At 59.5% G+C, this 22,534-nt stretch carries 22 protein-coding genes and 1 tRNA gene; 12 read left to right on the top strand and 11 right to left on the bottom strand.

Going from position 1 to position 22,534, the window contains the following annotated elements:
- Positions 1 to 157: 157 nt before the first annotated feature.
- The 6 genes from P5689_RS06595 to P5689_RS06570 all read right to left on the bottom strand — a co-directional run bounded on the left by P5689_RS06595 (position 158) and on the right by P5689_RS06570 (position 5,291).
- Positions 158 to 1,591, bottom strand: coding sequence for a replication endonuclease (locus tag P5689_RS06595; protein ID WP_285532562.1), 1,434 nt, complete (start codon positions 1,589 to 1,591; stop codon positions 158 to 160).
- Between the two features lie 154 nt (positions 1,592 to 1,745).
- On the bottom strand, positions 1,746 to 3,284 hold the full coding sequence (locus P5689_RS06590; protein ID WP_285532561.1) for a tyrosine-type recombinase/integrase: 1,539 nt from the start codon (positions 3,282 to 3,284) through the stop codon (positions 1,746 to 1,748).
- Positions 3,285 to 3,374: 90 nt separating this feature from the next.
- Positions 3,375 to 3,465 (bottom strand) — tRNA-Ser (locus tag P5689_RS06585).
- Between the two features lie 17 nt (positions 3,466 to 3,482).
- A complete protein-coding gene (locus P5689_RS06580) occupies positions 3,483 to 4,181 on the bottom strand; it encodes a phosphoribosylanthranilate isomerase (protein ID WP_285532559.1) in 699 nt (232 codons plus the stop codon).
- Positions 4,178 to 4,882, bottom strand: a complete 705-nt coding sequence (gene pyrF / locus P5689_RS06575) for an orotidine-5'-phosphate decarboxylase (protein ID WP_285532557.1) — start codon at positions 4,880 to 4,882, stop codon at positions 4,178 to 4,180. The genes P5689_RS06580 and pyrF overlap by 4 nt, the downstream gene beginning before the upstream one ends.
- Positions 4,883 to 4,946: 64 nt before the next feature.
- Complete coding sequence (locus P5689_RS06570) at positions 4,947 to 5,291, bottom strand: LapA family protein (protein WP_285532555.1); 345 nt, start codon at positions 5,289 to 5,291, stop codon at positions 4,947 to 4,949.
- A 178-nt stretch (positions 5,292 to 5,469) separates the two neighbouring features.
- Here P5689_RS06570 and P5689_RS06565 point away from each other — a divergent pair, with 178 nt between their 5' ends.
- The 6 genes from P5689_RS06565 to P5689_RS06540 all read left to right on the top strand — a co-directional run bounded on the left by P5689_RS06565 (position 5,470) and on the right by P5689_RS06540 (position 12,577).
- Positions 5,470 to 5,760: a hypothetical protein gene (locus P5689_RS06565; RefSeq protein WP_023979856.1), complete on the top strand. Its 291-nt coding sequence runs from the start codon at positions 5,470 to 5,472 to the stop codon at positions 5,758 to 5,760.
- 193 nt (positions 5,761 to 5,953) lie between these two features.
- Positions 5,954 to 6,454, top strand: a complete 501-nt coding sequence (locus P5689_RS06560; protein WP_023979855.1) for a protein-export chaperone SecB — start codon at positions 5,954 to 5,956, stop codon at positions 6,452 to 6,454.
- Between the two features lie 34 nt (positions 6,455 to 6,488).
- A complete protein-coding gene (locus P5689_RS06555; RefSeq protein ID WP_285532554.1) occupies positions 6,489 to 9,464 on the top strand; it encodes a hypothetical protein in 2,976 nt (991 codons plus the stop codon).
- Complete coding sequence (locus tag P5689_RS06550) at positions 9,457 to 10,848, top strand: M20/M25/M40 family metallo-hydrolase (protein ID WP_023979853.1); 1,392 nt, start codon at positions 9,457 to 9,459, stop codon at positions 10,846 to 10,848. Before P5689_RS06555 ends, P5689_RS06550 begins: the two co-directional genes overlap by 8 nt.
- A 14-nt stretch (positions 10,849 to 10,862) precedes the next feature.
- Positions 10,863 to 11,849, top strand: coding sequence for a 4-hydroxythreonine-4-phosphate dehydrogenase PdxA (pdxA, locus tag P5689_RS06545; protein WP_023979852.1), 987 nt, complete (start codon positions 10,863 to 10,865; stop codon positions 11,847 to 11,849).
- The gene (locus P5689_RS06540) at positions 11,846 to 12,577 is read left to right on the top strand and encodes a pyridoxine 5'-phosphate synthase (protein ID WP_023979851.1); all 732 of its coding nucleotides are present in this window, start codon (positions 11,846 to 11,848) and stop codon (positions 12,575 to 12,577) included. The genes pdxA and P5689_RS06540 overlap by 4 nt, the downstream gene beginning before the upstream one ends.
- Here the strand turns inward: P5689_RS06540 and P5689_RS06535 are convergent.
- Positions 12,558 to 13,148: a hypothetical protein gene (locus P5689_RS06535; protein WP_051757643.1), complete on the bottom strand. Its 591-nt coding sequence runs from the start codon at positions 13,146 to 13,148 to the stop codon at positions 12,558 to 12,560. The genes P5689_RS06540 and P5689_RS06535 overlap by 20 nt on opposite strands.
- Positions 13,149 to 13,252: 104 nt before the next feature.
- Complete coding sequence (locus tag P5689_RS06530) at positions 13,253 to 13,738, bottom strand: hypothetical protein (RefSeq protein WP_023979849.1); 486 nt, start codon at positions 13,736 to 13,738, stop codon at positions 13,253 to 13,255.
- A gap of 171 nt (positions 13,739 to 13,909) precedes the next feature.
- On the opposite strand from P5689_RS06530, the gene P5689_RS06525 reads away from it, so the two are divergent.
- Together P5689_RS06525 and P5689_RS06520 are read left to right on the top strand one after the other, a co-directional pair.
- Positions 13,910 to 14,134, top strand: a complete 225-nt coding sequence (locus P5689_RS06525; RefSeq protein WP_285532550.1) for a DUF3126 family protein — start codon at positions 13,910 to 13,912, stop codon at positions 14,132 to 14,134.
- A 413-nt stretch (positions 14,135 to 14,547) separates the two neighbouring features.
- Complete coding sequence (locus P5689_RS06520) at positions 14,548 to 15,597, top strand: glycosyltransferase family 2 protein (RefSeq protein ID WP_023979847.1); 1,050 nt, start codon at positions 14,548 to 14,550, stop codon at positions 15,595 to 15,597.
- A gap of 132 nt (positions 15,598 to 15,729) precedes the next feature.
- Here the strand turns inward: P5689_RS06520 and P5689_RS06515 are convergent, their stop codons facing one another.
- The gene (locus tag P5689_RS06515; protein WP_285532548.1) at positions 15,730 to 16,287 is read right to left on the bottom strand and encodes a DUF2939 domain-containing protein; all 558 of its coding nucleotides are present in this window, start codon (positions 16,285 to 16,287) and stop codon (positions 15,730 to 15,732) included.
- A 242-nt stretch (positions 16,288 to 16,529) separates the two neighbouring features.
- Between P5689_RS06515 and P5689_RS06510 the strand changes: the two genes are divergently transcribed.
- From P5689_RS06510 to pyk, 4 genes are all read left to right on the top strand, one after another.
- Positions 16,530 to 17,333, top strand: coding sequence for a HesA/MoeB/ThiF family protein (locus P5689_RS06510; RefSeq protein WP_408734837.1), 804 nt, complete (start codon positions 16,530 to 16,532; stop codon positions 17,331 to 17,333).
- Positions 17,330 to 17,707 (top strand): hypothetical protein, encoded by a 378-nt coding sequence (locus P5689_RS06505; protein ID WP_023979844.1) that lies wholly within the window; start codon positions 17,330 to 17,332, stop codon positions 17,705 to 17,707. Before P5689_RS06510 ends, P5689_RS06505 begins: the two co-directional genes overlap by 4 nt.
- Positions 17,708 to 17,756: 49 nt before the next feature.
- Positions 17,757 to 18,761 (top strand): SH3 domain-containing protein, encoded by a 1,005-nt coding sequence (locus P5689_RS06500; protein WP_285532546.1) that lies wholly within the window; start codon positions 17,757 to 17,759, stop codon positions 18,759 to 18,761.
- 78 nt (positions 18,762 to 18,839) lie between these two features.
- On the top strand, positions 18,840 to 20,276 hold the full coding sequence (gene pyk, locus P5689_RS06495; RefSeq protein WP_285533854.1) for a pyruvate kinase: 1,437 nt from the start codon (positions 18,840 to 18,842) through the stop codon (positions 20,274 to 20,276).
- 285 nt (positions 20,277 to 20,561) lie between these two features.
- Here the strand turns inward: pyk and P5689_RS06490 are convergent, their stop codons facing one another.
- Together P5689_RS06490 and P5689_RS06485 are read right to left on the bottom strand one after the other, a co-directional pair.
- Positions 20,562 to 21,449 carry a prephenate dehydrogenase/arogenate dehydrogenase family protein gene (locus tag P5689_RS06490; protein WP_122050849.1) on the bottom strand — a complete coding sequence of 296 codons (888 nt, stop codon included), beginning with the start codon at positions 21,447 to 21,449 and terminating at the stop codon, positions 20,562 to 20,564.
- The gene (locus P5689_RS06485) at positions 21,446 to 22,504 is read right to left on the bottom strand and encodes a lysylphosphatidylglycerol synthase domain-containing protein (protein ID WP_240993701.1); all 1,059 of its coding nucleotides are present in this window, start codon (positions 22,502 to 22,504) and stop codon (positions 21,446 to 21,448) included. Before P5689_RS06485 ends, P5689_RS06490 begins: the two co-directional genes overlap by 4 nt.
- Between the last annotated feature and the right edge of the window lie 30 nt (positions 22,505 to 22,534).

Below are 22,534 nucleotides of genomic sequence, written 5' to 3'. Positions count from 1 at the left end.
AACCTGATAGGACTCTATGCTTTTCATATTCGTGTCGAAACCTTCTCCCTTCCTGAGGGCAGGTGCAGGTTTCGCGTGCGAAAGGTGAAAGGGCACGAAGAACGACATGACTGAGAGGATGGATGCCCATTGCTTCAACCTATGTGTCTCCAGCCTGTCAGGAAGTCATCTCCCCATGCATCATGAAGGAGGTAAGCCGAATACTGCAAGTCCATGACGATAAGGATTTTGCCTCGGTTGCAGGAGGAGGCTGTCCAAGGGAGCCTATACACTCGCAAGCCAGACCATAAGCTCGAACACCTTCTTGGTTCTTATATAAACAAGTTGGAACAGGACCAGAGTGAGAGACTGTGTTCTCCTGCTTCGGCGCCTTTGAAATCATGGAATCCCTAGATGTGTTTGTCTCCCTGAAATCCTTCACGACCCTGAAATGAAGGGTATGCAGGAACATGGTTTGCAGTTTCTGGGTATCGGTTCCGGCATAATGGAGATCGGGATGGCGAGCTGACAGCCTGTTCAGTCTCTCATCAGCAAACCCACGCAAAAGCAGAAGGACAGCCCCTCCGAGTGTCTTCTGCTTCATGAGCTGTCTGGCTCTGCTGATACGCCATTCAGAGAGGGTGCTGGTGTCCTTGCCCTCGAACACACCTCGGTAACGGCGCTTGATGTCTTTCCTCAGTCCGATGAAGGTCAGGCTGGTTTCAGGCTTGCCATGGTCCTTGGTCGTGTAATGTGACGCTCTGGCGACATCGCGGATATCCTTGATAGCCTCATCTCGTCTGTCGCATTCGTTGGGGAACGCATCGAGTATCTGTTCCTCGACCCATGCCCTGTGTTCAGGTGAGACATAGAGCTGGATATGATAATGCGGTGTTTCATCCTCATGCAGTTCCAGCGCTGTCATACCCAGCAGGGGAATATCCCTGTCCCGGGCTTTGCGTCTGACACGCTTCCAGCGTCTGACACGCTTCCAGCGTCTGCTGATTTCAGTCTTGGCCTGTTCATAGGAGCAGTTGCGGTATTCCCCCGGCAGGGTGAGGGTCAGGAACAATCCGGCGTAATCGAGGAAGTTGACGGCGAGGTCATGAATCCCATCGGCTATGGCAAGATTTACCGCATAGCTCCTGCGAAGATGGAACTGGCGCAAATCATGAGCTGACAGGCTTTGTTCGGGGTGTTCTGCATCGGGGATGATGATGAAGTTTTTGGCGCTTGCGGTTCTGGCGTTATCGAAGTCCTGCTGAACCTCGTCGTGTTCCGGACGCAGACCGATAGCCCTGCGGAGATTGCGCCGTAATCTGTTCGTCTTGCGTGTGAAGACACGCCCGGTGATTCGTCTGAGTTCCCTCAGCTCGGCGTGAGATTGGGAGAGAAGGTCGAACCCTGAAACCAGTTCATCTGGCTGTGTTTCAACCCATGCAATGACCTCACGGGCGACCTGTTCAGCCTCTTCGTAACAGGCGAGAAAGATGCAGTTTTCTGCGGTTATTCGTGTGATTTGGTCTTTGTAGAACCCATGCAGGGGATACAGCCTGCGCCAGATGTCTGGTTTGTCGGTCCTGATATAACTCTCTATCTCTTCATATTGCACATCATCCTACGCATTCCCCACACAAATGGAGATGCGATAAATGATGTATACTCTCTGTCAGCGGTGCAAATCATAGCGTTACTCCTTCGTGCAGCCGGTCTGGGTCAATTTCTGGCTGTAGGTGGGAGTATAGCACCCAGATAAGCGTATTTGTTTATATGGTGAATATTTCCATCGGGTACCGGATGTTTTCCACGACCTCGTGGAGATTCTCGGTGTCGATGCCTGAAAGGTAATTCAATGTACCCATGGATTTATGGGAGGCTTCATGCCCCAGCAGAGCATCAATCCACACCTCTCTGATGTCTGCTTTGACATTTCGTAAACGTGTCGAGACTGTATGGCGGAAGCCGTGAAACGTTACGGCTAGAGGAAGGCCAAGACTGGTTTTGTGTTTCGAAAACTCATTGGCAAATGTTTGGCCACGAGAGCGAACATCTGACCCTCTAAGTTCGGAGAAGAGATATCTCTCACCCTTCTTCGTGTAATCCATTATGCCGAATCTCATCAGCTCTGAATGAACCGGGACGACCCGTATGCCTGCCGGAGTCTTGGGCTTCCATCCGTCGTCATGAGGGCCAATCACAAAGCAGAGGATGCCATCTTTTTCGATAATATCCTCGTTGCGGAGGTTGGCGATTTCTCCGAGTCGCATGCCGGTGTAGAGAGCCATCGTCACCATGCCCCGAAACGTTCTTTCGCTGATGGCGGTTCGTTCCCATCGCGTCGTTATGAGGGTCGTCAGTTCCTGCTCTGTCCAGGCGCGTCGGATAACCTTCTGGGTTGTATCGAAGTCCCAACCTTGCCACGGGTTGCGTGAAACAACCTCACGACGAACCAAATCTGCCCATGCCGGAGAGATGCGGGAGAAGTGATTTTTCACTGTTTTGGGAGCAATGGTTTCCAGCTCTTCGCTTAGAACCCTGTCAATCTCCTCCTGAATAGAGAGACCTTTGCGCCCTCTGCCATGAACGGTGGGGAGGGAGAGAAGCGCATCCCTGAAATCACCCACGGTGCTTCCGTTGATGTCTCTGACATCCATATCACCAAAGCAGGATATGAAGAGTTGCAGGGTCTTCTTCGCGTTTTTGATGGTATGACTGCTGACTTTCTTACCCTCAAGATGTTTGGTCACGACCGTTGAGATGGGAAGCTTGGCTTTGCGAATCCCTTTGGGGCGCGTTTCTGGCTTTTCCTCGGGTAAGGCGGAAGGCAGAGGCTGTGCGGTTGGTCTGGCAATCTCGGAGATGATACTTTTGAGGTCATCAATCCGCTCTTGAAGCATGTTTTCACGAAGGCTCACACGAATAGCGTGAAGGTCCAGTATCTTCGATAGCTCCTCATAGGCAGAGACCATCTTGTCTATCTGGCTTTTGGATCTCGTGTGGTCCTGGAGCCTCTGAAGCAGATGCTCGGCGCGAGCAAGTTCGGCTTCCTTACGCTCTGCGAGAAGTATGGCTTCATAGGCTTCTGCCTGCTCTTTCAGGAGCTGAGCGACTTCAGCGGGAGTCATAAAGGGGGCTCTCTGGAACAGGATTGATGTCTGCCCATAAAGGTAAGACGCACGTCCTTTGGCTGTAAACCTCTCGGCGGTATGAAGGCTGAACCAAAGCTCACGCTTGCCCACCACATCGCGTATTGCGACCGGGACCACCCTGCGAAAATGGTAGTGGCTTTTTACAAGACGAAGCAAACACGCTTCTCCAAAGTGGAGAAGAGTTTTGGAGAAAACCCGCTCTCGCATATGCGAGCGGCATAATTTTCTTGTTTTTCAAGGAGTTAGTGGCGGAGAGAGTGGGATTCGAACCCACGGTACGCTATTAACGTACACACGCTTTCCAAGCGTGCGCCTTAAGCCGCTCGGCCATCTCTCCAGCGCGGGCGGACCATATCAGTTTTTATGGGGTGCGCAAGGGCTGCGATACGGAGTGCGGGCGTTTTTGACGAAGTTTCGTATCAGCGAGGCTGATTTCTGGCCGGGCGCGGTCTCGACGCCGGATGAGACATCCACGAAGCGTGCGCCACTCTCGGCAATTGCCTGGCCGACATTGTCAGGAGTAAGGCCGCCAGCCAGCATCCACGGGGAAGGCGCGAGCCAGTCACGAAAAACGTTCCAGTCCATACGCAATCCATTCCCGCCAGGATTGGCTGCCGAGGCTGGGGCGCGTGGTTCGATCACGAGCGCGTCCACGTCATTGGCACGAGGAAGATCGTCCTCCGTCGTAACCGGGCATGAAAGCCAGACCGGCCGTCCGAATTTCTCTCTTATGGCAGAGGCACGCTCTGGCGTGTCGTAAATTTGCAGGACATCGAGCGCGCACGCATCAAGGGCCGCCTCGATAGCTCTGTCATCCGGTTTGACGAATAATCCGACAAGATCGGGCGTGGCACCCTGATGTCGCGCCAGGAGGTTTTGTGCCGATGCGGGCGTGATATGGCGTGGTGAGCGGTCATAAAATACGAGGCCAATCCAGTCAGCCTGCGTCGCGCAGGCGGCCTGAAGGGCGAGTTCGGTTGTGATCCCGCAGATCTTCACGCCCACTGGCGCCTTACCGTCAGGAGCGCCCTGTTCAGCCCTGCCGGGCTTCATGCCGTGGCCAGCTCGGCCTGGATCGCAGCCGCAGCAGCTGCGGGATCGGTGGCCTGGGTAATGGGGCGGCCAACAACAATCCAGTCTGCCCCTGCCTGCGCGGCCTGACGGGGTGTCATGATGCGTTTCTGGTCATTGGCCTCTGTCCCCGCAGGGCGGATGCCGGGCACGACCAGAACGGGCGCGTCACCCAGCGCATCACGCAGGGGGGCAATCTCCTCGGCCGAGCACACGAGGCCGTCCGCCCCTGCCGTCATGGCCAGACGCCCAAGACGTACTACCTGCTCACGGGGTGTGGCGGGCACACCGATTTCCCGCAGGGCGGCCTCATCGATGCTGGTCAGTACGGTCACGGCCAGCAGTACCGGCCGGTGGAGCGGCGGGTAACTCGCATCGATTGCCTGTCGTGCTGCCGCGATCATGGCGGTGCCACCGCTGGCATGGATTGTCAGCAGCGACGCCCCGATCGGGGCGAGGCTGCTCAGGCCCTTCGCGACCGTATTAGGGATGTCATGCAGTTTGAGATCGAGGAAAAGCGGATTGCGGCCTGCGACCTCACGCAGGGCGGAAAAACCCTGGGCATAGGTGAATTCCATACCAAGCTTGATCGCATCGACATGACCATCGAGCGCGCTCGCCCAGTGACGCGCCTGGTCCAGGCTCTGGGTGTCGAGGGCGGCGATCAGGCGGGTACGTTTCATGAAACTGTCTCGATACAGGGGCTTGGAACGGGGCAGGCCGCCCGGATGGGGAGGCCTGGTCAAGTCAGGGGGCAGGCGGAACGGTGCTGGTCTGGGTCTCGTAGGGCGCGCGGCTTGGGTCAGTTGCGATCGTCAGGCGGTCAATACGCTGATGAAGGTCAAGCACCTGCGTTTCAAGGGCACGCACCTGCTGCTCGGCCTTGCGGGCTCGTGAGCGCTGCTTGATCTCGCCGATGAACATCACGAAACCGCCAATGAGGAAGCTGGCAACGCCTGCGCCCAGAACCAGCATCCCGACCGAGAATTGCCAGCCATAGGACACAATCCATAGAGGCTGTGCATCGGGGTTGCTCAAAGCAAAAGTGATGAGAATGACAAGAAAAACGACGATAACGAGCAGGCGAACCATCACAAAGACCCCTTATTTCCGGGTTATCGGCGCAAGAATTTCGTGCCGCGCATTCATCGTATCGCCTTAGCCCGGGTTCCTGTCAGCGGCAAGGTTTGTTGCTTTTTCTTGACCCCAAGGCAGATGGCGTGGTGGCGTGGCAGGCCGCTCATGGTCCTGAGGGAGGCTTAACCCCATCATGTCCCAGCTTATCATGTTCCGACCGCCCCTGCCGAATACGGATCGGTTATGGGCCGTCATGGCCTGGCAGGGGCGGCGCAGTCGTATCGCCAATGTGCATGCCACGCGTGAGGCCGCCCAGGCCGATTGTGAGTGGCGCAGCCGTCAGGTTCACGAATACCGGCATTTTCTGGCTTCGGAGCAAAAGGCACCGCTGCGTTACGATGTTAGGCAAATCGGTCGTGCTGAACTGCCTCGAAGCTGGTCGCCGCTGCCGGCTCTCGGATTCCTGCGTAATCAGTCTTTTTGACAAGAGCGGATCAGCCTGTTCCCGGGCGGGAGCGTGCAGGGGCGTTAGCCGGATCTGTTTTAAAATATGAACAGAGCCGTGGTTTGGTCTGGTTCATCTGGTCTTGATCGCCAAGTCATGACAGAAGCACTGGCGCGCTATGCTTGTTATTGGCAAGCATAGTCATAGAAAGACATCAAAGGAACGAGACGTCATGTCAAAAAGTGAGAACAAGGAGCAGTCTGGACGTGCAGATCAGGCTGCCTTGGAGACATTGCTCGTCTCTGGAATGCAGTATCTGAAATCTTCCACGATTGCTTCTGTCGGGGCCCCCGAAGTATTTTTCAATCTGCCTGCCAGACCGCATATTGGCCTGCGTATTGATGTGAATGCCCGCCAGCTTGCCGAAGATCAGCCGAATTTCGAAGTCAGCCTGGCACTCCAGGGGCTTGGTTATCGCACGGCCCCCACGCCCGAGACGCCTGAGCCCGAGACGCTGTACAAGATCGAACTGGTGTATTCGGGTATTTTCACTGTGCAGAATGCCAGCCCCGACATGCTGGAGGAACTGCTTCTGGTCGAAGCGCCGCGTCGGCTTTTCCCCTCTGCACGCCATGTGCTGCTGAGCCTGATCCGTGAGGCGGGTTTCCCGGTGGCCAATATCCAGCCTGTCGATTTTCATGCGCTCATGCTGAGCCGCCGCGCCCAGTCCTGAGACACGTGCGCCCTGATAAGCCCGGACCGGAACGATGACACAGACCCCCGATATCCCCTCTGCGTACGGCCCTGGCGACGAGCCGCGCGCCCATGTCCCGCTCTGGGCCGTTTTCGATCCTGACTGGTATCGGGAGCGCTACCGGGATGCAGTAATCGGCATGGTGGGCAGCATGCCGGATGACCGGGGACTTTATGAGTTCTGGCTACGTGACGGGGCTCGTTATGCTCATTCGCCCAACCGGTATTTCGATGAAATCTGGTATCGCAGGGCGCATTTCGATGTTGAGAACGGCATCCGGATGGGGGTGTTTGACTCCGGTTTTCAGCATTATTGCGAGACGGGTCATCGCGGCCGCTCCTGCCACTGGCTGTTTTCAGAAGGGGGATATTTCAGCCTCAACCCCGATCTGACCCCGTCGCTGGTGCGTGAATTGGGCTTTGCCAATGGCTACGACCATTATCTGGCGATTGGGCAGGTGGAGCGGCGTGCCAGTTCCGCGTTCTTTGTCCCCGATCTGCTGCGTGCAGGGATCTTCCAGAATCGCTTGCCGTTCGATCCGGCTACGGGGGAATTCTCCCGTCTGCTGACAAGCACAGATCTCGGAGCCCTGCGTACGTCCTGGTATTTCGATCCGGTCTGGTATCTCGACCAGTACCCCGAGGTCTCGGCGCAGATCGCAAGCGGGGAATATGCTTCGCCCCTGCATCATTATCTCTCCAACGAGACACCTACGGCCTACTCCCCCACCCCGTATTTCGATGAGACTTTCTATCTCGCGCGCTACGAGGATGTGGGCAGGCAGGTCGCCGCGCGTGCGCTTCGGAACGGCTATGAGCATTTCGTGCGCTTTGGTGTATTCGAGGGACGTCGTGCGACCAAGGAGATCGCTTTCCCCCCCTTCTCCTGTGACGGTGACATGCCGGACTGGAAGGCGATCTGCGACAACCCGTACACGGCCTTTGTTAAGCGCGATGGCGAAGCAAACGAAGCGGACATTCCGGAGCTTCCCTCACTGCGCGCGCTGGCATCCCTGCAGGCCTTGCGCGGTGAGAGTCTGTTGCCGCTTCTCGCCCGGACACCGCTCGATTTTCGCTATGTAGGCCAGCCTGCCCTTAGCGTGATCATCAATGCCCCTGAAACATTCCTCGATCTGATCCAGACGCTTGCGTCGCTGCACGATGTCAATTGCGGGGCAATGCAGGTCATTCTGCTCAGTGGTCATGCGCGGGATGAAACGGCCAATGTCGCGCGCTACGCCTACGGTCTCGAGGTAATTTCCTCCGAACAGGGCAATCTGCAGGGGGGCTGGCGACGGGCTGGCGCTGCGATCGCAGCACCTCAGGTTCTTTTGATCGATCCGGGTACCACACTATTTGCCGTGGCACTGAACACAGCTATCGCCCGTCTCGCGCAGCCGGGTGTCATTGCTGTCGCACCGCAGATACTGGGACTGGATCTGCGGGTCGTCGAGGCCGGTGTGAGTGTTGCACGTGATGGGAGTTGCACGGCTCATGGTGCGGGTGAGGACGCTTTTGCCCCGATCGTGAACTTCGTGCGTACTTGTGACGGTGTCGGGGGCGGCGCCCTGCTGTGTCGCACCAGTGTACTACGTGCCATACCCGCAATCGATGACGGGCTTGGTGCGCTGCGTATCGCCGCGCATTCATGGGCTGGCCTGTGCCTGACCCTGCGCCAGATCATGCGTTCCGGTCGTATAGTCTACGATCCTAATTTTCTGATTCGTGTGCCTGAACGCGAGATAGCCGGCGAGGCGCTCGTAGCGCAGGAGGCGTTGATACTGCGTCGCCATTTTGCAGAAGTGCTTCGTGGAAATCAGCCGCATCGCCCTGGCAGTGCGATCATGTTGCACAAGCCGGTTCGCTGGGGGCAGCGCATCCTTCTTGTCAAAAGGGCAATTTCAAGCGCTCAGCCCACGCAGCGCGAGCGCCTGCAATCCCTGTGCCGTGCTTTCGTGGCGCTCGGTCTGCAGTCTACGGTTTTTGCCCTGGATGAGCAGCGCCCGCATACAGAGACGATAAGCGCCACTCTGCCTGACGAAATCGAACACCTTCAGGGGGGTATTGAGTGTTTGGGGCAATTGATCGAGCAGCGCCCGCGCGGCTTCGATCAGATCTGGATCATGGGCGGCCATACGCTCAATGCCGTGTTCCAGCTCTTCAATGACAAGGCCGCCCTTCTGCCTGAGGAAGGTGTGGTTCTGGATTTGCGGTCGCTGGATGCTGTCCAGGCCCGGTTTGACGCCCGCAAGGTGCAGGCGGTTCGCGACAGAATTGACGAGGCCGATTTCGATCAGGTACTGGCGGATGAAGTCGCCAATGCCTGGTTCTGCCAGGACATTGTGGTTGCCGACGTGGCTCAGGAGCAGGTGCTTGGCAAGGTTGGTGTCACCGGCGTGACGATTCTTGGGGATGATCTGCCCCTGCATGACAGTCCGGACTTCGATAACAGACACGGCCTGCTTTTTGCCGCTCAGCCCGCGACGGCGCCGGGTTACAGCGCAACCTTTCTCAAATGGTTCGTGCGCAACGTCATGACGCGCCTCAACGGGCGTCTGGCCGAACCGGTCAGACTGGTTCTGGCCTGTGAAACCACCCAGTCGCATGATCTATCAATGATCACGCATCATCAGAATGTCGCGCCATTGCGTGATGGTCAGGCAGATTTCGCGGCACTCGCTGCGCAATGCCGCCTGTTGATTACACCCGATCAGGTTGAGGGCCATGTGGCATTCGACCGTCTTGCCGCCGGAGCTTGCGGACTGCCTGCCGTCACGGGCGGTGAGGCAGCATTGCAAGGCGCCGCGTCAGCGCTGCTCGATCCGACAGCGTTTGCAGAGGCGATCATCACCCTTTATCAGGATCGGGAGACGTGGCAGCGTCTGTCCGATGAGGCGAGGCAGCAGGCACGAGCGATGACGACCGTCTATCGCGATACGCTTGCCTCCTTGTTGCGACAGAGCTTGGTAAAGGAAGAGATGCGTGACTGACAGCACGGCAGCGGTATTGCAGCAGGTCGACCGGGATCTGGAAAAAAGTCTGGATCGTCTTTTTGCCTTCCTGCGCATACCGAGTGTTTCGGCCCAGCCGAAACATGCTGCCGATTGCAGGACCGCCGCCGAATGGCTGCGTGAGGAGCTCTCAGCCCTCGGGTTCGATGCCAGCGTGCGTGAAACAGCCGGGCACCCGATGGTTGTGGGTCATGAACAGACAGCGTCATCCGGCCCGCATGTGCTGTTTTATGGCCATTATGACGTTCAGCCCACGGACCCGCTCAATCTGTGGAAGAGCGATCCCTTCGACCCCGCCATTGTGACCGAGGCCGATGGCCGCAAGATCATCGTGGCGCGTGGTGCATCGGACGATAAGGGACAGCTGCTCACCTTCATCGAAGCCTGCCGTGCCTGGAAAGCGATCAAGGGCGATCTGCCGTTGAAGATCTCGATCCTGATCGAGGGTGAGGAAGAAAGCGGCGGGGCCAATCTGATGCCGTTCCTCAAGGCCAATGCCGCAGAGCTCAAGGCCGATGTGGCGCTGATTTGCGACACCGGCATGCCCGATCGGCGCACGCCGGCGATCACGACGGGGCTGCGTGGGCTGGTTGGTGAGGAAGTGGTGATCGACTGCGCCACGCACGACCTTCATTCAGGCATGTTCGGCAATGCCGCGCGCAACCCCATCGAACTGCTCTGCAAGGCGCTGGGCAGTGTGCGTGACGACAAGGGCCGTGTGATGCTTCCCGGGTTTTATGATGGGGTGGTGGCACCATCCGACACGGTTCGCGCGCAGTGGCGAGCCATTTTCCCCGATGACGCGGCGACACTTGGCCCGGTGGGGCTGTCGAGCGCTGCCGGTGAGGATGGCTTTACGGCCATCGAGCAGATCTGGGCCCGGCCGAGCTACGAGATCAACGGCATTTCAGGCGGGTATGAGGGCGATGGTTTCAAGACCGTGCTCCCCGCCCGGGCAATGGCCAAGGTTTCGTTCCGCTTAGTACCGGGGCAGAACCCGGAGCGCGTGCGTGAGGCGTTCCGCGCCCATATCCGATCGGTCCTGCCGGTGGATGCCAAGGTCAGCTTTGCCGAGCATGGTGCATCGAGCGGCTTTGCCGTGCCGGAAGAAGGGCCATTTCTGCAAACGGCCCTGGCCGCGCTGGGCGAGGAATGGGGTGTTCCTGCCGTATCGATCGGTTGCGGTGGATCGATTCCTGTCGTTGCCGAGGTCAAGGAAGCGCTCGACATGGACTCGCTTCTTGTCGGGTTTGCCCAGGATGACGATCGTATCCACTCGCCTAACGAGCAATATGGCGTCGAATCCTTCCATAAGGGAATTCGCTCTTGGGTTCGTATTCTGGATGCCTTTTCCACCAAGTGACCCTTGAGGGGGGCATGATGCTGCCTGCACTCACGATGGGCGATCCCGCCGGGATTGGCCCTGAACTGACCGTCAAGGCCTGGGAGCAGCTCAGAACCCAGGGCGAAGGGTTTGTGTGGATCGGTGATCCGGCTCTGATCGAGGGGATCCCCACGCAAATCGTGGACGAACCTGTGCAGGCAGAAGCGGTATTCCCCCATGCCCTGCCTGTCCTGCCCGTGTACCTTCCCGGCCCTGTTTTGCCGGGTCAGCCAGATTCCGCAATGGCAGGTCAGGTGATCGCCTCGATCGAGCGCGCGACCCGGCTGGCGCTTGAGGGGCGTGTCAGTGCCGTCGTGACCAATCCGATCAGCAAGGCGGTGCTGAAAGCTGCCGGTTTCGGCTTTCCGGGTCATACCGAATTCCTGGCCTCGCTTTGCGGCGTGCCGGGTGAGGAAATCATGATGCTGGCCTCGCCACAGCTGCGTGTGGTGCCGGTCACGGTGCATGTCAGCCTGCGCGAGGCGCTGGACAGTCTGACGACGGATAAAATCGTGCAGGTTGGCAAGGCACTTGCTCAGGCTTTGCGCCGTGACTTCGGGTTTGAGGCGCCACGTATTGCCGTGGCTGGCCTGAACCCTCATGCGGGTGAGGGCGGGGTGATGGGCTTGGAAGAGCAGGTCATGATCGAGCCGGCCATCAGGATTCTGCGCGAAGCTGGCATTGATGCCAGCGGTCCGTATCCGCCCGATACGCTTTTCACGGATCTTGCACGGCCACTCTATGACGCGGCACTGTGCATGTATCACGATCAGGCCCTGATACCGCTCAAGACGCTCGACATGGCCAGCGGTGTGAATGTGACACTGGGCCTGCCCATTGTCAGGACATCGCCCGACCACGGGACAGCCTTTGCGATTGCAGGCAAGAACAGGGCCGACCCGACGAGCCTGCTTTCAGCCTTGCGTCTTGCGCGCGATCTTGGCGTGAGACGTGCCTCAGGCAAGGAAAAAAGACCATGATCCGACTTGGCGTGAATATCGATCACGTGGCGACCGTCCGTAATGCCCGGGGTGGCACGCATCCTGATCCGGTCGGGGCAGCCCTTCTGGCAGCCATGCATGGCGCTGACGGCATTACGGCCCATCTGCGCGAGGACCGGCGCCACATACGTGATGAAGACATGCAGAGGCTACGTCGTGAACTGACCGTGCCGCTCAATTTCGAAATGGGCGCGACGGAAGAAATGGTTGGTTTGGCCTGCGCCTTGCGCCCTCATGCCTGTTGTCTTGTGCCCGAGCGACGCGAGGAAGTGACGACCGAAGGCGGCCTCGACGTGGCAGGTCAGATGAATGATCTACGCGCCAAGGTGGCACGGCTGAGAGACGCCGGTATTCGTGTTTCGCTTTTCGTCGACCCTGACCCTGTCCAGATCGAGGCTGCCGCCGCAATTGGTGGACAGGTGGTGGAACTCCATACCGGCGCTTATGCCCATGACGACGGCGAGGCGGAGTTCCGGAGGCTTTTTGCAGGTGCGCAGGCCGCCACGGCGAATGGGCTGGAGCTCCATGCCGGTCATGGGCTTACTTACGCCAATGTGGGACGGGTGGCGGGTCTGCCCGGGCTGAAAGAGCTCAATATCGGACATTTCCTGATTGGAGAGGCAATCTTCAGCGGATTGCCCGCCGCGATTGCCCGCATGAAGCAGGAAATCGCGACCGGAGCGCTGTTCAGGGCCGTGGTACGATAACCGGCTTTGATTTGTCGGTGTAGTTCGGCACGGTCTCGCCGGACTGCTTGTTGTAGGTCGCACTCGTGCTCTGATTAGGCGCCGCAGGGGAGTGGAAAGCGGAGACTGGCCCGAATGGACCACCGCTGACTTTGCGCATGCTGGCCTCGGGCTGTCTGGCGCACCCACGGGTGATGATCGAGCAAATACCGTCGGAGCCGATGATCTCGTCATCATCACCGGCGTAATGGACCTCGGAGACCCGGTCATGGTCGAGGCGGATGATCGCCTTACAGGTCGTGCCTGCCCCGCCGAGGGTGACCTGCGTCATGTTCAAGAGTTGTTGAACTGGGATGATGGTTGAATCGCTTGCCGTGGGCAGGTTCATGGTCGCAGTATACTGATAGATCTGCGTGGTGTCGTTCAGGGTCTTGGTTGATGCCGGAATGCCGGCACAGGCCTGAAGATCGTTCGATGTCATGCCAATCATGGCAAGCTGTGCCCTGTGGGCTTCGCGAGAGTCGAAATAGCCGCAGCCAGTGAGGCCCACGAGCGGTAGAACGCCGAGGGCGAGACGCAGGGTGGAAGTCAAAGATTTTCCTCGATGCGAAAAGGGAGCAGGGAACCCGGAAGGGTTTCGTTATGACAACAGAACTTGAGGGAAGAAGTTCTGTGTGCCTGCTCACGCCACGCGATTCAACGCCTGGAATGTAACCTTAACGCATTTAAACATGCCTCGCGTTGCAACGCATAGACAATGTCGTGCGTCGCCATGACCATGGGCGCAACCTGATGCTTCCAGCGTGCTTCGCCAGCACCGCATATGGCGCGGCCTGAGTAAGGGCTGCGCGAAACCGGCGACAGCACTGCAAGCCCTGACAGCGCATCATTCTGGAGTCTTGCCCGCAGGGCGTGCTGCATGGCGGATCGCTCGAACCGGGGGGTATAATCGAGCAATGCGCGCAGCGTGGCCGAGCTCAGCGCCGGGTCATTTGCTGCGATATTCTGTTCCACCTTGGCCCAGTCATGACTGAGCGTAAGCGACCATGCCACGGCACGGGGGCCGTCGCTTGAAATCTGTTGCGAGAGCGCTGATCCGAAATGGGGCGGCACGGCAGCAGCGAGGCTCGACCCGGTCGAGGCAAGCGCGAGAAGCGCAAAGGCAAAGAGGATGCGGCGCATGGTTCTCCCTGTCTTGAAAGTGCCGGTTCAATGACGAAGGCGTGAACCGTGCCGATCAATCATGGCAGCATCGTGGCCCAATCCGGAATTTTCGACATGCGTTAAAGGTGGTTTCACAGGGGGGCGGGATGTTCTACAGATCGCACAACCTGCCAAATTCCAGGAGTTATCATGGCTGCTATTTCTGCTTCGGAGCTGTCCCGTCTGCAAACGACCCTGCGTCGTCTGCTCGGTTCCCTGCAACTGACGATCAATGCCCCGGCACGCGCTGGCCACACGGTTGAGCTGGCCGTCAATGGCGAAGTGATTGGCACCGTGCACCGGGATGATGATGAAGGCGAGGTCTCCTATGCCATCCACATCACCGTTCTCGAAGAAGACCTTCCTCCGGCCTGATTAAGGGCGTTATCGGGGACGTGATACCCGGCATCGGCTTTTCTTTCTGCAAGGTCGTGCATGAAAGGCAGGCCGTGTCCGTCCCCAACGGGTCCTGACCTTACAGGCAGGCGCAGGGTCACTCCCTTTCCGAAAGATGCCGGATTACCCCGGAGCGTATGAGGGCGATGCCGAGAGGGCAGTGACGCCCAGCATTTTCCTGCCTCAGTTTGGCCTCTGTCCCCACTCACATTATGCGCAATGTCTGAATCATCAGGGCAGGGTTCCCGGCAACGGCAGCGCCTGCACGGTCTGTACGTATGAAAAAAGCAGGTCGGGGTAGCGTATGTGCAAGCAGGGTGCGGAGCCGGGTACTATGCCGCCATGTGCTTGCGTAGCAATGCACGGGCCTGGAAAGTAAGGATTGTTTGTCCATGGCCGATGCAAGGCTGAATTCTGTCGCCGTTATCATCCCTTTCTACAATGGCGCGAAATATATCGAGCGGGCGATACAAAGCGTCCTGTCGCAGACTGTTCCCGCCGACGAGTTCCTGATCATCGATGATGGATCGAGCGAGGCGGAGCGCACCGCCCTGGCTGAAATCGCTGCGAGATCCGGTGTCACGGTGCATCGCAAGGAAAATGGCGGGCAGGGAAGCGCACGCAATCTGGGCGTATCGCTTACTCAATCGGCCTATATCTGCTTTCTCGATCAGGACGACTTCTTCCTGAAGAGCCATATCGAGTTGCTGCTCGAACAGGTCAGGACGAAAGACCCCCATTTCGGCTGGGCCTATGGTGAATTGATGGAGGCCGATGAGGAGGGGCATATTGTCGCCACCTCGATCGCCGCGCGTTACAGCAAGCACCCCAAGATCTCGATTGAGGATCTGCTCGAGCGTGACATGCATGTCCTGCCTTCAGCCTCGATCATCAGCCGGACAGCGTTCGAGGCCGTGGGCGGTTTTGATCCTCAGTTCATGGGTTATGAGGATGACGATCTTTTCCTGCGGATTTTCCGCAAGGGCTATACAAACTACTTTTTCCCGCAAGCTGTAACCGCCTGGTGCATCAACAAGAACAGCACCTCGTACAGCATCCGCATGAGCCGCAGCCGCATGCGCTATATCAGCAAGCTTTGCGGCATGTTCGACTCGGATCCTGAGCGACGCAGCGTGTATGTGCGTGATCTGATCTTTCCGCGCTTTTGCAATCTGATTGCCGGGGAGGCTTTCAAGTCGATCTATTTTTCGCGCTACGAGCACGAAAAGCGCATGGCGCAGCATAGCGACGAACTGGTGGGGATGCTCGATACCTTCGCATCTCTGGTGGCGGCCAATACGCGGTTACGCCTTGAGGACCGTCTCAAACTGCGGCTCTATCAGCTGTGCCTGAGACAAAGGTCGCGCCGTATGCTGGTCGTGCCCTACACGATTGCCCGTGTGCTGCGCCGTCTCGGTTTGGGTTTTCGCGCCAGGCGGTGATCCCGCCGGCGTATAGGAAGTCACCGTCTTGGGTTTGGTGGCGTGCCGAGCGCGATAAGACGGTCAGTCGGCAGTGTCAGGCACAGCGCACCCTTAGCTGCCGCCGGTAAAACCGCGGCAGCGCAGAGGGCGTCAGACTGCCTTGGGAAGATCCAGCTGGGTGATCTTCCAGTGCCACTGCTCGAATTTCATATGCACGATGGCCGGTTTCTGGCCAGGCGTCGTGACGAGCCCGGCCTCGAAGTGCAGAGGCGACACGAAATGAGCCGAGAGCCTGCTGTAGAGTTGGCTCATGCTCAGGGAAGCCGCAGGCTGGTGTCCTGTGACCATCTGGGAGGCGAAGGTCATGAGCAACTCAGGCGTCAGGCGGGTATCGATCGCATGTGAGACGGCGCTGGTCGCGAAAGATGAGCCGAAATCCGGCAGATCGTCAGAAGCTGGTGGCGGTCCGATCAGGGCGTCGATCGCCTCGGTTTTCAGGCTGGTCGTCAGCGCACTCCAATCGATATGCTGGGCAAGGGTCGTCGTATCGTGCGTGCGCAGGGCAGAGGAGAGCGACCAAAGCGCCAGATAAGGCGAGAGCGCATAGATGCAGACGACGGCAACCATCAGGGCGCCAGCGATATGAGGCAGCTTCCTGCTGGATGGCCATGACAGCCTGTCCGGGAACGTTGCGAGTTCTACGGGCATTCCTGCCGGGGGCGATCCTGCGGGGTCTCTCATTTCTTTTCTCTGCAACTGGCGAAAGGGACGTGAACACGCAGCCTATGCGTGCCTTTATCGATCAAGCCGGTAACAAGCCTGGTTCCGAATGGCAGATGCCTCTGTTTTCTTCACTCAACATCACTATGCTATGGGATCACGCAGGCTTTTGTCATCTAAATCCTGAAAGCCGATGAAGTTTTCTTTCCAGCTCGGATTCCCTCTTCGCAATGTCGTCCATCTTGTCTGATCTGACCTTCACCGACGAGGAACTGCACCGCTATTCACGCCATATCCTGCTGCCCGAAGTGGGCGCATCAGGGCAGGCAAAGCTGCGCGACTCGTCAGTGCTCGTGATTGGTGCAGGGGGGCTCGGAAGCCCGCTGTCTCTTTATCTCGCCGCGGCGGGTGTCGGTCGCATCGGGCTGGTGGATGATGACAGGGTGGAGCTGAGCAATCTGCAACGGCAGATCCTGTTTTCCACGCAGGATATCGGGGGTGGAAAGGCCGAGCAGGCAGCTGGAAGGCTCGGCGGACTCAATCCGGGTATTGAGGTCATACCGCATGACCTGCGGGTGGATGCCGATAATCTGCCCTCACTTGTCAGCCAGTACGACCTCGTTTGTGACGGCAGTGACAACTTCACAACCCGATACGCGGTGGCTGATTGCTGTCATGCCTTGGGCAAAACGCTCGTTTCGGGCGCTGTGCAGCGCTTTGAGGGGAGCCTTTCCACCTTTGCTCCCCAACGTGGTGGCCCCTGCTATCGCTGCCTTTATCCCGATGCCGATGAAGACGCGGCGCTGAGCTGCGGTCAGGCGGGCATTTTCGGCGCTGTTACGGGGGTGATTGGTACGCTGATGGCGACTGAGGCCCTGAAGGAAATCCTGAATTTGGGGCGCAGCATGAGTGGTCGTGTTCTCATCTGGCACGCGCTGGAGGCGAGTTTCCGCAGTTTCGAGCTCCCAGCCGATCCCGACTGTCCGTGCTGTGGCCGAGGGGCAGGGTCCGAGAGCGGGATTGAGGGCGTATGATGCGTGTCATGGGCATTACTCTTGCGGATCGCTCGTTCGAACGGGCTCATCACGCTTTTGTGCTCGCCGCAGGGGCTCTGGCTTTGGGGCGCGAAGTCGTCCTCTTCGGTGGGGGGCTGAGTGTTGCGGCGTTATGCCGGGACTGGTCCTCGCTCGACGACGTGGGGCTCGATCAGATGTTTCAGTCGCGCGGGGTTGCTGGCTTCGAAACGCTGCGTTCCGCCATTTTCGAGCTGGGCGGTGAGGTGCTGGCCTGCGAAGCCGGTATGAAGGCCTCAGGTCTGACGCAGGCCGATCTGTGCCCCAGCGTGCGTATCTGTGGGGTGACGACGTTTCTGGAACGCACGATCGATGCCCAGATTCTGAGCCTGTGAAGCGGCCCCCCTCTTGCCCCGAACGCCACAACTTGGCACCCATGCACCCATGAAGACATTCCGCATCGTCTACGGCATCGGGCTGGCGATTCTGCTGCCGCTTGGCGCACAGGCAGAAGCCGCGCCCCAGACGACCAAACACGCGCCTCACCATCACAAACATGGCGCGGCGCCAGCTTCCGCCAGTGGCAAGAGCTCAGCACACGGTGCTTCTGCCCATCACGGTAAAACGAAAGCGACCGCGGCAAAGGCGACAGACGGAACGACCGCGGGTAGCCGCAAAAAGCGCAAGGCCGCACGTGCGGCGGAGGAAGCCCGGGCGGCTCATGCGCATCATGCGGGCAAGCATCATGTGCGCACGGCCGCAGGTGTCGCTGCCGGTGCCGCTGTAGCGGGTGCGGCGACAGCTGCCGCCCAGCCTGCCACGCCACCTGCCAGTGACGATGCGGCCGCAGCGGCTGCCGCCGCACCTGATGCACCGCCGCAGGACAAGGGAACCAATACGGGTCTGCCCTTGCCGCGCTTTGCCGCAATGCGTGCCGACAAGGTGTTCATGCGCAAGGGGCCAGGTCAGCGCTATCCGATCGAATGGGTCTATCATCGCCGTGGTCTGCCGGTTGAGGTCGAGCGCGAGTTCGATGTCTGGCGCCTGATCGAGGATTCGGATGGTATGAAGGGCTGGGTCCATCAGGCGACGCTCGTCGGACAGCGCACTTTCGTGATTCCGGGGCAACCACCCGAGGGTCATGCGGCCGCGGTGGGTGAGGCCTCGGCCAAAGCAGGCGACGTGATTGGCAAGGCCGATGCCCGCGTGCTGGGCTATGTGCCGAACGAGACCGAGGCACGCCAGCGCCAGGGCGATACGCTGCTCTACAGCCAGTCGGATGAAAACAGCGCTGTCGTGGCTGTGTTGCAACCCGGGACAGTGGGCACCCTCAAGCTGTGCCCCCAGGGGTCAACATGGTGCAAGGTGGTGGTCAAGGGCTATACGGGATGGCTTCCCAGACGTGTGTTCTGGGGGCTGTTGCCAGGAGAGACGCTTCAGCCTAGCTGAAGCTATGATATGCAACGTGCAGCAAATGGATCGGAGATCAGTATGACGTCCTCACCTCAAGCAGCTTCGGCTCAGGGTATGGGAGTGAAGAAAGAGGCCGAACAGCGCCGCACGAAGATCGTTGCGACCCTCGGCCCGGCCTCCTCCACGCATGAGATGATCCGTACCCTGGCGCTGGCCGGGGCTGACGTGTTCCGTTTGAACTTCTCGCATGGCTCGCATGAAGACCATGCCAAGCGTCACGCCACCATCCGTGATGTCGAAGCCGAGCTTGGCCGCCCACTGGCCATTCTGGCCGACATGCAGGGGCCCAAGCTGCGCGTTGGTACCTTCGCCGAGGGCAAGGTGGAACTGATCGAAGGTGCACGCTTCCGTCTGGATCTGGACCGTACACCGGGCGATGCCCGCCGCGCCTGTCTGCCGCACCCCGAGATCATGCGCGCCGCCGAGCCTGGCAGCCGCCTGCTGCTCGATGACGGCAAGATGCGTCTGCGCGTGATCTCCTGCGACGAGACGCATATGGAGACCGAAGTTGAAGTCGGTGGCTGGCTGTCAGAGCGCAAGGGCGTGAACGTGCCTGACGTTGTGCTGCCCATCCCGGCCCTGACCGAGAAGGACCACAAGGACTTCACTTTCGCGCTGGACCTTGGCGTTGAATATGTGGCCCTTTCCTTCGTGCAGCGCCCCGAGGACGTGCAGGAAGCCAAGGACCTTGCCAAGGGCCGTGCCTGGATCATGACCAAGCTCGAAAAGCCGCAGGCCATGGAGCGTCTGAGCGACATCATCGCGCTTTCTGACGCTGTGATGGTGGCGCGTGGCGACCTTGGTGTCGAACTCCCTGCCGAGGAAGTGCCGATCGAGCAGAAGCGCGCCATTCGTGAAGCGCGCTTCCAGGGCAAGCCGGTGATCGTGGCCACGCAGATGCTGGAAAGCATGATCACCTCGCCCACGCCGACGCGCGCTGAGGTCTCTGACGTCTCGAACGCCGTGTTCGACGGCACCGACGCCGTGATGCTCTCGGCCGAGAGCGCTGCGGGTAAGTATCCTCGCGAAGCCGTCGAGGTGATGGCCCGGGTGACGCGTCGCGTCGAGAATGATCTCGAATGGCGCATGCAGGAAGAGGCCCTTCGCCCTGACAGCGACGGCACGACCGGCGGTGCTATTGCTGAAGCCGCCTGGCATGTTGCCCAGTCGGTCTCGGCTGCCGTGATCGTGGTTTATACGCAGAGCGGCCGTGGCGCCCTGCAGATTGCCCGTGAGCGCGCCGATTGCCCGGTTCTGGCGCTGACGCCGGATGATGAAACCGCACGTCGTCTGAACATGGTCTGGGGCGTACGCGCCATGTCTGTGGGTCAGGAAACGCCGGTTTACGGTGTTGAAGGCGTGGTCGATCAGGCGGTCGGTCTGGCCGTTTCCGAGGGTTACGCCGAGAAGGGTGACAAGCTGGTTCTGCTCGTCGGCCTTCCCTTCGGGCAGCAGGGTTCGACCAACACCCTGCGTGTTGTCACGATCTGATCAGGGTCAGGTGCGGGGCTCTGCCCCGCGCCGGGGAAAGGGCGTAAACCCTGTATCCCGATTGGTACTGGTAGACTCCCGAAGGACGAGTGTCCGTCGGTGGCGTGTGGGGCTAAGCCCCACGACTGCCAAATGTACGAGCCCAACACTCCGATAAGAGCCACTCCCCTCAGGACCTGATTTCTTCAAACAGGCTCCCAAAGGACGACCGTCCTTTGGTGGGGTATGGGGCAGCGCCCCATGACTAAGACCCACCATTCCCTTCACTTGCCAGCAGGCGGAGGCTCAGGCCTGACGATTTTCGAGCAGGGAACGTCGGATGCGTCGACCGCGTGAAATCGTGTCGACGATGGTTTTTTCGTCGCCTTCGCGAATGGCCTTAGCCATGGCGGCGGCGTCCTGGCTGAAACGGTCCAGAACGCTCAGCAGGGCGTCGCTGTTGTTCAGGAAGATGTCACGCCACATGGTCGGGTCTGAGGCGGCGATACGGGTGAAATCGCGAAAGCCCGAGGCGGCGAAGTCCAGCACTTCGGCACGCATGTCTTCTGCCAGCGTATCGGCAGTGCCGCAGATGGTGAAGGCGATCAGATGAGGCAGGTGGCTGACCATCGCGCAGATCGTGTCGTGATGATCGACATCCATGATCCGGATACGGGCGCCCATTTCTCGCCAGAAAGCCGCAAGACGGTCGATGTCGGTCTGCGGCGCGTGGGGGTCCGGCGTCAGGAGGCACCAACGATCCTCAAACAGGCTGGCAAAGCCGGCATCCGGGCCTGAGTGTTCGGTACCGGCCATGGGGTGGGCCGGGATATAGGCAATATCGTCGCGCAGATGGGGTGTGAGGGCGTCAACCACGCTACGGCGCGTCGAGCCGACATCGGTCAGGATCGCGCCCGCCTTGAGGTGAGGCATGATGGCCTCGGCCACCGGGGCGATAGCCCCGACGGGTACGCAGAGCATGACGCAATCAGCATCGGCGACAGCCTTGGCGAGATCGGCTGTGATCTCGTCGCCGAGATCGAGGGCGCGCACCCGATCGAGCACCGCGGGGTCACGATCGGCGACGACGAGGTGATTGACCAGACCGGGACGCTCGCGCAGCCGGCGCAGGACGGAGGAGCCGATCAGACCGGGACCGATGACGCAGAGCGTCTCGAACAAGGGCGTGGTCATGAGGCTTCGCTCCGTGAGGATGTGTCAGCGTAATCAAGGGTCGTATCGGCGGATGTCGGGCGTTTGGGCTGACGCAGGCGGCGCATTTCGGAAAGCTGCCACAGGGCCATGACAGGGATGCCGATGGCGATGTCACGGCCACGACGCAGCAGCGACAGACCCAGCGAGATTTCGGCATCGACGCCGAAGAAATAGCCGAGCGCGACATAGGCGGCTTCCTGAACGCCCAGAGCGGCTGGCACAAGGAACGAGGCGGACATGAGGCCGCAAACGACACCCTCAATGGCGATGGCGCCGACAACACCGATATGGGCGCCCAGCAATTCGAGTGACAGCCAGGTGATGGCGGCACCGCCGAGCCAGCAAAGAAGGTGGATGGTGGCACCCAGAGCGATGCGACCGGGGCGTGACCAGAGCTGATCGAGTTCGGCCTGGAAATTGTCCATGTTGTCGATCAGTGAGGTACGCCAGCCATCGGCAATATGACGGCCCAGAAAGCGGGCGGCATAATGGATGGCAGCCCCGCCACGCTGCTGTGTCCAGATGAAACCGGCGATACCGAGCGCCAGAAGCGCCATGCCGCCCAGAACAGGCCAGGTGAACCTGTTGGTGCCCGCATGGTCGAACAGGCAGGCGAGGGCGATGATCACGAACACGATCTGACCCAGCACCTCGGTCGTGATATCCACGATGTTGGTGGCGACAGCAGCAGGCCACTGGAGCGGGCCGAGTCTGCGGGTAAGGGTAGGGATGCTGCATGTGGCGCGTATGCCAATCACCATGCCGCCAAGCTGGGAGAAGGGCAGGCAGTTCCCGGCGGCGTCACGCACGGCGCGTGAGGCAATGGCCCGAAAGAGCCCGAGCTCGGGACAGGCACTGAACCAGGCAATGCCGAGACCGATATCAACCAGCGCCTGACCACCGACGATGGATGCAAAGCCCCCTATGCCGATACGCTGCATGGCGCTGAAAACATGACCGATGCCAAGCCAGGCCATGATTCCCGTAAGAAGGGCAAGGCCCATGAGGGCGAGAACAAGGGTGAGTGTTTTCAAGGCCAGTCGGTTCCGAACGTCGCAGGGTTG

It is taken from the genome of Asaia sp. HumB (assembly GCF_030263835.1).
GTDB classification, from domain to species: domain Bacteria; phylum Pseudomonadota; class Alphaproteobacteria; order Acetobacterales; family Acetobacteraceae; genus Asaia; species Asaia bogorensis.
Note: the sequence above shows the minus strand (reverse complement) of the source record. Positions and strands in the feature narration are given on the sequence as shown.

What these genes read in the sequence shown, in the direction of transcription:
- P5689_RS06520 (WP_023979847.1), top strand. Translation starts at nt 14,548, where the DNA reads ATGGCCGATGCAAGGCTGAATTCTGTCGCCGTTATCATCCCTTTCTAC.
- P5689_RS06490 (WP_122050849.1), bottom strand. Translation starts at nt 21,449, where the DNA reads ATGACCACGCCCTTGTTCGAGACGCTCTGCGTCATCGGTCCCGGTCTG.
- P5689_RS06565 (WP_023979856.1), top strand. Translation starts at nt 5,470, where the DNA reads ATGTCCCAGCTTATCATGTTCCGACCGCCCCTGCCGAATACGGATCGG.
- P5689_RS06540 (WP_023979851.1), top strand. Translation starts at nt 11,846, where the DNA reads ATGATCCGACTTGGCGTGAATATCGATCACGTGGCGACCGTCCGTAAT.
- pyk (WP_285533854.1), top strand. Translation starts at nt 18,840, where the DNA reads ATGGGAGTGAAGAAAGAGGCCGAACAGCGCCGCACGAAGATCGTTGCG.
- P5689_RS06570 (WP_285532555.1), bottom strand. Translation starts at nt 5,291, where the DNA reads ATGGTTCGCCTGCTCGTTATCGTCGTTTTTCTTGTCATTCTCATCACT.
- P5689_RS06580 (WP_285532559.1), bottom strand. Translation starts at nt 4,181, where the DNA reads ATGAAGCCCGGCAGGGCTGAACAGGGCGCTCCTGACGGTAAGGCGCCA.
- P5689_RS06500 (WP_285532546.1), top strand. Translation starts at nt 17,757, where the DNA reads ATGAAGACATTCCGCATCGTCTACGGCATCGGGCTGGCGATTCTGCTG.
- P5689_RS06530 (WP_023979849.1), bottom strand. Translation starts at nt 13,738, where the DNA reads ATGCGCCGCATCCTCTTTGCCTTTGCGCTTCTCGCGCTTGCCTCGACC.
- P5689_RS06510 (WP_408734837.1), top strand. Translation starts at nt 16,530, where the DNA reads ATGTCGTCCATCTTGTCTGATCTGACCTTCACCGACGAGGAACTGCAC.
- P5689_RS06525 (WP_285532550.1), top strand. Translation starts at nt 13,910, where the DNA reads ATGGCTGCTATTTCTGCTTCGGAGCTGTCCCGTCTGCAAACGACCCTG.
- P5689_RS06555 (WP_285532554.1), top strand. Translation starts at nt 6,489, where the DNA reads ATGACACAGACCCCCGATATCCCCTCTGCGTACGGCCCTGGCGACGAG.
- pyrF (WP_285532557.1), bottom strand. Translation starts at nt 4,882, where the DNA reads ATGAAACGTACCCGCCTGATCGCCGCCCTCGACACCCAGAGCCTGGAC.
- pdxA (WP_023979852.1), top strand. Translation starts at nt 10,863, where the DNA reads ATGATGCTGCCTGCACTCACGATGGGCGATCCCGCCGGGATTGGCCCT.
- P5689_RS06515 (WP_285532548.1), bottom strand. Translation starts at nt 16,287, where the DNA reads ATGCCCGTAGAACTCGCAACGTTCCCGGACAGGCTGTCATGGCCATCC.
- P5689_RS06505 (WP_023979844.1), top strand. Translation starts at nt 17,330, where the DNA reads ATGATGCGTGTCATGGGCATTACTCTTGCGGATCGCTCGTTCGAACGG.
- P5689_RS06560 (WP_023979855.1), top strand. Translation starts at nt 5,954, where the DNA reads ATGTCAAAAAGTGAGAACAAGGAGCAGTCTGGACGTGCAGATCAGGCT.